Raw genomic sequence first — 6523 nt, 5'->3', positions numbered from 1 at the left:
CCACCCCGGCCGCCCGGGCAGCCGCTTCGACCCCCGCGCCCGCCGACGCGCCCGCCGACGCCGCACCGCGTCCCGAGACCCCGCGCGTCCCGCGCCCRCCGGCCCCCGCCCTGCGCCGGGCCGGGGTGGTGGTCCGCTGGCTGAGGGCCGGCCTGCTGCGCTCGGCCGCGGTCCTGCTCCTGCTCGCCGTGTGGGAGACGGCGCCCCGGGCCGGACTGGTCGACGCCACCTTCCTGCCGCCGGCCAGCGAGGTGGCCCGCGCCTGGTGGGACCTGCTCGGCGACGGGCAACTCGGCGAGCACACCCGGGCCAGCCTCACCCGCTCCTTCGGCGGCTTCGCCATCGCGGTGGCGGTCGCCGTCCCGTTGGGCCTGCTGATCGGCTGGTACCGGCCGGTCGCCGCCTTCCTCGGCCCCCTGCTCGAACTCTTCCGCAACACGGCCGCCCTCGCGCTGCTGCCCGTCTTCGTACTGCTCCTCGGCATCGGGGAGACCTCGAAGGTGTCGATCGTCGTCTACGCCTGCGTGTGGCCGATCCTGCTGAACACCATCAGCGCCGTCGGCAACGCCGACCCCACCCTGGTCCGGCTGGCCCGCTCGATGGACCTGTCCACACCCCGGCTCTTCCAGAAGGTGATCCTGCCGTCCGCCGTCCCGGTGATCTTCACCGGCATCCGGCTGGCGGGCGCGGTCTCGATCCTCGTCCTCGTGGCCGCCGAGATGATCGGCGCGAAGGCCGGGCTCGGCTACCTGATCAACGCCTCGCAGTTCAACTTCGCGATCCCGCAGATGTACGCGGGGATCGTGACGATCTCCGCGATCGGCGTCGCCTTCAACCAGGTCCTGGTCGCGATCGAACGCCGCCTCAGCCTCTGGCGCGTCCCCGCGGCCTGAAGCGCCCGCCCCCTCCGCACCAGGCCCTTCCACCCGCCTCCGGCCGACCGGGCCCCCGCCTCCGGCCGACCGGGCCCCCGCCTCCGGCCCACCCGCCTCCGGCCCACCCGCCTCCGGCCGACCGGGCCCCTGCCTCCGGCCCACCCGCCTCCGGCCCACCCGGGCCCCTGCCTCCGGCCCACCGGGCCCCTGCCTCCGGCCCACCGGGCCCCTGCCTCCGGCCCACCCGCCTCCGGCCCACCGGGCCCCTGCCTCCGGCCCACCCGCCTCCGGCCCACCGGGCCCCTGCCTCCGGCCCACCGGCCCCGGCCCACCGGCCCCGGCCCTCCTGCCCCCCCGGCCCTCCTGCCCCCCGGCCCGTCGCCCCCGGGCCCGCGACACCCACCACCCGCGGAGCGCCCTCCGCGTCCACCGACAGGGAACAGACATGCCCGCACCCCGCCGCACCCTCCACCTCAACGCCTTCCTGATGAACGCCGGCCACCACGACGCCGCCTGGCGCCACCCGGACGCCAGCCCCGAGCGCGTCACCGACCTGCGCTACTTCCAGGAACTGGCCCGCACCGCCGAACGCGGCCGCCTCGACTCGATCTTCTTCGCCGACGGCCTCGCCCTCTGGGGCAAGGCCCGCCACAACGCCCTGGGCGGCTTCGAACCGCTGACCCTGCTCTCCGCGATCGCCGCCGTCACCGAGCACATCGGGCTCATCGCGACCGTCTCCACCACCTTCAACGAGCCCTTCCACACCGCCCGGAAGTTCGCCTCCCTCGACCACATCAGCAACGGCCGCGCCGGCTGGAACATCGTCACCTCCGGCACCGTCGACGAGGCCCGCAACTTCAACCGTGAGGAACACCTGGAGCACAGCCTCCGCTACGACCGCGCCCGCGAGTTCCTCGACGTCGCCACCAAGCTCTGGGACAGCTGGGAGGACGACGCGATCGTCCTCGACAAGGAGGGCGGCGTCTACGCCGACACCGACAAGCTGCACCCCGCCGCCCACCGCGGCGAGTACTTCGGTGTCGCCGGTCCGCTCAACGTCCCCCGCTCGCCCCAGGGTTACCCGCTCCTCGTCCAGGCGGGCTCCTCCGAGGACGGCAAGGAGTTCGCCGCCCGGTACGCGGAGGCCGTCTTCACCGCCCAGCAGACCCTCGCCGACGGCCAGACCTTCTACAAGGACCTCAAGTCGCGCCTGGCCCGCTACGGCCGGACCGAGGACGACCTCCTCGTCCTGCCCGGCATCGCCCCCGTCATCGGCTCCACGGAGGCCGAGGCGAAGGCCCTGGAGCGGGAGCTCACCGAACTCCAGGTGCCCGAGTACGGTCTCGCGCAGCTCTCCGGCATGCTCGGCGTCGACCTCACCGGGGCCGACCTCGACGGCCCGCTGCCCGCACTCCCCGAGGAACGGGACATCAACGGCAACAAGAGCCGCTTCACGCTCGTCGCCGAACTGGCCCGCCGGGACGGGCTCACCCTGCGCGAGCTGATCGCCCGCCTCGGAGCCGGGCGCGGTCACCGCGTGTACGCCGGCACCCCCGAGCAGATCGCCGACCAGCTGGAGGAATGGTTCRCGCACGGCGCCGCCGACGGCTTCAACATCATGGCGCCCGTCCTGCCCACCGGCCTCACCGACTTCGTCGACCACGTCGTGCCGGTCCTCCAGCGCCGGGGCCTCTTCCGGACCGAGTACACCGGCGCCACGCTCCGGGAGAACTACGGCCTGCCGCGTCCCGCCAACCGTCACACCCGGCCGACCGGGTGAGCGGACCTCCCGGGTGGCCCGGGAGATGGCGCGCGGGCGGCCGGAGTGCGGAACTCCGGCCGCCCCGCGGGCGTTCCCCCGTACTCAGACGGTGAGGACGATCTTGCCGCGGGCCTGGCCCGTCGCGCTCAGTTCCCACGCCGCGGCGGCCTCGGAGAGCGGCAGGACGTGTCCCACCTTGACGGTGATCGTGCCCGTGTCGGCGAGCTCCGCGAGTGCGGTGAGGTCGGCCGTGGAGGCGCGCGCCCAGATGTGCTTGGCGCCCTTGGCGTCGGCGTCGTTGTCGGCGACGGAGATCACCGCGCCGCCCGGCCGCACGATCGACTGCAGCAGTTCGACGCCGCCGTCGCCGTAGAAGTCGAGCCCGGCGTCGACGCCCCCGGGGGCCAGCTCCCGGACCCGCTCGGCCACCCCGTCCCCGTACAACACCGGCTCGGCGCCCAGGGAACGCAGGTAGTCGTGGTTGCGGGCGCTCGCCGTGCCGATGACGCGGGCACCGAGGTGGACCGCGATCTGTACGCCCAGAGACCCGACACCGCCGGCGGCCGAGTGGATGACGACGGTCTGACCGGCCGTGACGCCCGCCCGGGTGACGGCCTGGTAGGACGTGAGCCCGGCCAGGGGGAGGCCGGCGGCCTGTTCGAAGGTCAGCCCGCGCGGCTTGGGGGCGAGGGTGCGCACGGGGGCGGCGACCAGCTCGGCATAGGTGCCCAGCTGCACCCATTCCTTGCGGACGTAGCCGTAGACCTCGTCGCCGACGGCGTAGTCGTAGGTGTCGGGGCCGACGGCCTCGACGGTTCCCGCGACGTCCCAGCCGGGGATGACGGGGTGGCGGACTTCGAGGACGTGACCGAGGAAGCCGGCGGCGAGCTTCCAGTCGACGGGGTTGACGCCGGCGGCCTTGACGCGGACGAGGACCTCGCCCGGCCCGACCTTGGGCTCCGGTACCTCGACGAGCTCCAACTCGGTCGGGGTTCCGTAGGTGCTGTAGGTGATTGCCTTCATGTACGACCCAACGGTCCGGTTCCGGCGACTGTTCCGGAAGGCGGGCGCCCGGTTCCCGGGCTCCAGGACGGCTCCAGCGGAACTCCGGCGGGCCTCAGGCCGGCAGGGTATTGCGGTGCGAACGCCGCCGGGCCGCGCTGAGCAGGGCCTGGATCTGGGCGCCCGACTGTTCGACGTCGTCCAGCAGGGAGGGGAACGGCAGCCGTACGTCGCGGTGCCCGTGTCGCTCCTCCAGCCGCAGGGTGATCCCGTACCGGTCCAGGGCGAGCGGCAGTGCGCGGACCACGGCGGCCGAAGGCGCGGGCCGCACCAGCCGCAGCAGCAGGGTGACGAGCTCGGGGTGGTCGTCGAGGAGGTGGGTGAGCATGCCGGCCTCGTACGGGGCGAGCGGATCGGGCCGGGCCCGGTCCAGGTCCTCCAGCCCGATGGACGCGGTCCCGTCCGCGGTCTCCAGGAGCGCCCGGCCGTACTCGACGCAGGTGCTGCCGCCGGGAGCGGCCTCCTTCTCGGCGCGGCCGTCGCCGGAGTAGGGGGTGAGGAGGCGGCCCAGGACGGTGACGCGGGCGCGCACCCGTTCGCGCACCGGGGTCGGGGCGACGTCGGTGAACTCCAGCCGGATCGCCGGGCGCTCGTCGGCGACCGGGGGGCCCGCCTCCCCGGCGGCGGGCGCGGCCGGGTGCAGGTGAAGCCGCCCGAGGAGGTCGGAGCCGTCGAGGTGGCGCACCTCGTGGGGGACGCCGTCGACGACCACGGTCATGGAGTGGGCCGCGGCCAGCACGGACCGGACGCGCTCGGCGTCGCTGGGCCGGGCCGTGGCGGGAGTGGCGGGATCACCGGACAGGCGCATGCGGAGGTCTCCATCATCCGACGAGCAGGTTAGGTATGCCTAACCTAACCTATTCGTCGGTCGGGGAGTACCCCGCGGGCCAGCCGGCCGAGGGTCTCGGTGATCCGTTCGGGGGGCAGGCCGAGGGAGTGCCGCTGGAACTGGTAGACCTCCGGCGCGAGCGGGCTGAGCAGTACGTCCACGTCGGCGTCGGGATCGACCGCGCCGGCGTCCACCAGCAGGCTCCGTACGTGCGTCCGCCAGTGCCGGTAGGTGGCGCGGCCGAAACGGTCGGGCCCCGGGCGGATGCCCAGGGCCAGTGGCAGGTGTCGCTCCAGGTGTTCCAGCGCGGCGGCGTAGAAGGCCGCGAGCCGCTCCGCGGGCGGCGCCCCGGGGCCGAGCGGCGGCGCGCCGAAGGCCAGGCGGCCCTGCAGGATGCGCTCGTGTTCGTCGAGGAGGGCGGCGGCGACGGACGGCGGGTCGGGGAACCGGCGGTACAGGGTGGCCCGGCCGACCCCGGCGGCCTTGGCGATCTGGTCCATCGTCACCGTCCGGGGGTCCCGTTCGGTGAACAACTGCTCGGCGGCGCCCAGGATCTGGGCCCGGTTGCGGACCGCGTCCGCCCGCTGCCGGCCCCGGGGGGACGGAATCAGGCCACCGGTACCCGGCGCGGCGCGCCGGACGGGGCCACCGCCTGAGATGTCGCGTACCGTGCGGACCTCGTCGCCATTGGTCATGGCGGCGACCCTACGTGCTTCGTGTCGGTGTTGGGCTGAACGGGTGAAACGCGAGAGGATGGGGGGATGCACATGAAGCGCACGGCCGAGGCGGCCCGGTGAGCAGGTACGACGTCACCGACGAACAGTGGGAGGGACTCGCGCAGGTGGTGCCGCTGCGCAGTCGCAACGAATGGCCCTCCCGGGTGGACCACCGCACGATTCCCACGGTGCCCGGGGCGTCCGCGGCGGAACAGCGGCGCTTCGTGGTGATCCGGGTCCAGATCTTCGCCGACGCCCGGGAGGTGGCGGAGTACCTGATCGCGCAGATCCCGGTGCTGCTCGACCTCACGGGCGCGGACGGTGAAGTGGCCAAGCGGATCCTCGACTTCAGCAGCGGTGTCGTCTTCGGACTGGGCAGCGGGATGCACCGGGTCGACCGGAACGTCTTCCTGCTGGCGCCGGTGGGGACCGAGGTCGAGGGGATCGCGGCGGCGGCCGTCCCCCGATCGTAGGAAGGTCCGGGCGGTGGAACGGTTCGCCGCACCCGAGGGCGGGCCGCCGGACCGTACCGTCCGGCCATGGACGCCACCCTGGACGCGGCACGGCCCGCCGCCGACTTCCCTTCCGAATCCCGTACCTCTGCGGATTCCCGCCCCTCTCCTCCCGGTTCCGCTTCTTCTTCCGCTTCCCCAGCCGCCCCTCCCTCCGCCCCCTTAGGGGCGATCGCGGGGCCGAGGCGGCCCGCGGTCACCGAACTGCGGCTGGCCGCCTTCGGCCGGCACCGGGCGGCGGCCTTCCCGCTCGGCCCCGTGACCCTCTTCGCCGGGGCCAGCGGCAGCGGCAAGTCCCAGGCCCTGGCCGCCTACGCGGCCCTGTCCCGGCTGGCCTCCGGAGCCGCCCTGGACGAGGTGTTCCCCGACCCGGTGGCCCACGTGCCCGAACGGGCCGTCCCCGACCCGGACGGGCGGCGGGGCTTCCGCGTCGGCTGCACCGTCGACGGCCCGGTCGGGCCCGTCCGCCTCGACCTCGCCGTCCAGGCCGAACCCACGCTGCGGGTCGTCGGCGAACGCCTCGCCCAGGACGGCCAGATCCTGCTCACCACCGCCCTGCGCGACCCGCGCCGCCGCTCGGTCCAGGCCGCCTGGTTCACCGGCGGCGCCATCGGCGTGACCCGCGCCCCGCTCCCCGACGACCGCCTCGCCACCGCCCTGTTGCCGCTGCGGGTGGCCGGCGCCACCGCCGGGCAGCGCCGGGTGCTCGCCGCCGCCGAGCAGGTCGTGGTCGCCCTGCGCTCGGTGTTCCCCTGCGACCCCCGGCC

Annotated in this window: 6 protein-coding genes and 1 pseudogene; 4 read left to right on the top strand and 3 right to left on the bottom strand. The window is 74.7% G+C overall.

The genetic code is table 11. The features are described from left to right. Nucleotides 1-893: ABC transporter permease (locus AB4039_RS40735; protein ID WP_442273158.1), on the top strand; the 893-nt coding region annotated here is incomplete at its 5' end. Nucleotides 894-1320: 427 nt separating this feature from the next. After that, the gene (locus tag AB4039_RS40730; protein ID WP_442273157.1) at nucleotides 1321-2655 is read left to right on the top strand and encodes an LLM class flavin-dependent oxidoreductase; all 1335 of its coding nucleotides are present in this window, start codon (nucleotides 1321-1323) and stop codon (nucleotides 2653-2655) included. 84 nt (nucleotides 2656-2739) lie between these two features. Here AB4039_RS40730 and AB4039_RS40725 read toward each other — a convergent pair whose 3' ends face one another. The 3 genes from AB4039_RS40725 to AB4039_RS40715 all read right to left on the bottom strand — a co-directional run bounded on the left by AB4039_RS40725 (nucleotide 2740) and on the right by AB4039_RS40715 (nucleotide 5223). Further along, the gene (locus tag AB4039_RS40725) at nucleotides 2740-3660 is read right to left on the bottom strand and encodes an NADP-dependent oxidoreductase (RefSeq protein WP_266843175.1); all 921 of its coding nucleotides are present in this window, start codon (nucleotides 3658-3660) and stop codon (nucleotides 2740-2742) included. Between the two features lie 94 nt (nucleotides 3661-3754). Next, nucleotides 3755-4507 carry a DUF2470 domain-containing protein gene (locus tag AB4039_RS40720; RefSeq protein WP_266843176.1) on the bottom strand — a complete coding sequence of 251 codons (753 nt, stop codon included), beginning with the start codon at nucleotides 4505-4507 and terminating at the stop codon, nucleotides 3755-3757. 44 nt (nucleotides 4508-4551) lie between these two features. Continuing rightward, nucleotides 4552-5223 (bottom strand): TetR/AcrR family transcriptional regulator, encoded by a 672-nt coding sequence (locus tag AB4039_RS40715; RefSeq protein ID WP_442273156.1) that lies wholly within the window; start codon nucleotides 5221-5223, stop codon nucleotides 4552-4554. A 98-nt stretch (nucleotides 5224-5321) separates the two neighbouring features. Between AB4039_RS40715 and AB4039_RS40710 the strand changes: the two genes are divergently transcribed. Next, nucleotides 5322-5717: a cell division protein SepF gene (locus tag AB4039_RS40710; protein ID WP_266843179.1), complete on the top strand. Its 396-nt coding sequence runs from the start codon at nucleotides 5322-5324 to the stop codon at nucleotides 5715-5717. A 66-nt stretch (nucleotides 5718-5783) separates the two neighbouring features. Then, nucleotides 5784-6523: pseudogene (locus tag AB4039_RS40705) on the top strand (ATP-binding protein); the annotation flags it as partial.

The organism is Streptomyces sp. M-16 (genome assembly GCF_052114405.1).
Lineage (GTDB): Bacteria > Actinomycetota > Actinomycetes > Streptomycetales > Streptomycetaceae > Streptomyces.
The sequence above is the reverse complement of the archived record's forward strand: the minus strand, read 5'-3'. Positions and strand labels throughout refer to the sequence as shown.